The 473-nt window shown below is 66.0% G+C and carries 1 protein-coding gene; it reads right to left on the bottom strand.

Features of this window, described 5'->3' with window-relative positions:
* On the bottom strand, window positions 1-449 hold a 449-nt coding region (locus tag QEH53_RS24010; protein ID WP_309025774.1), incomplete at its 3' end, for an AMP-binding protein.
* Window positions 450-473 lie beyond the last annotated feature (24 nt).

The raw sequence follows: 473 nt of genomic DNA on the forward strand, positions 1-473 counted from the left end.
TCGCGCGGCGCCGCGTACTCGACCCCAGAGGTCAGCGAGGACCCGTCGGGAGCGGGCAGCGCATTGCGGTCCAGCTTCCCGCTCGAAGTCAGAGGAAGCGCGTCCATCGGGATGAAGAAAGAGGGAACCATGTAGCCGGGAAGGACCAGACCCAAGGACGAGCGCAGGGACGCCACGTCGAGCTCGCCAGCGGAGACAACGTACGCAACTAGGGAGGTCTCCCCGTTCACCTCCCTCGCCGCGACAGCGCCGCTTCGCACGTCGGCGAGCGCACAAAGGGCGGACTCCACCTCCCCAAGCTCGACGCGGAAGCCCCGGACCTTCACCTGGTCGTCAATGCGGCCGAGGAACTCCAGGTTCCCGTCGGGGAGCCAGCGGGCCAGGTCCCCGGAACGGTACATCCGCTCCCCAGAGGAGAAAGGATCGGGAACGAACTTCCGGGAAGTCAACTCGGAGTTATTCAAATAGCCGCG

The sequence above is a fragment of the Pelagicoccus sp. SDUM812002 genome (genome assembly GCF_031127835.1).
Lineage (GTDB): Bacteria > Verrucomicrobiota > Verrucomicrobiia > Opitutales > Opitutaceae > Pelagicoccus.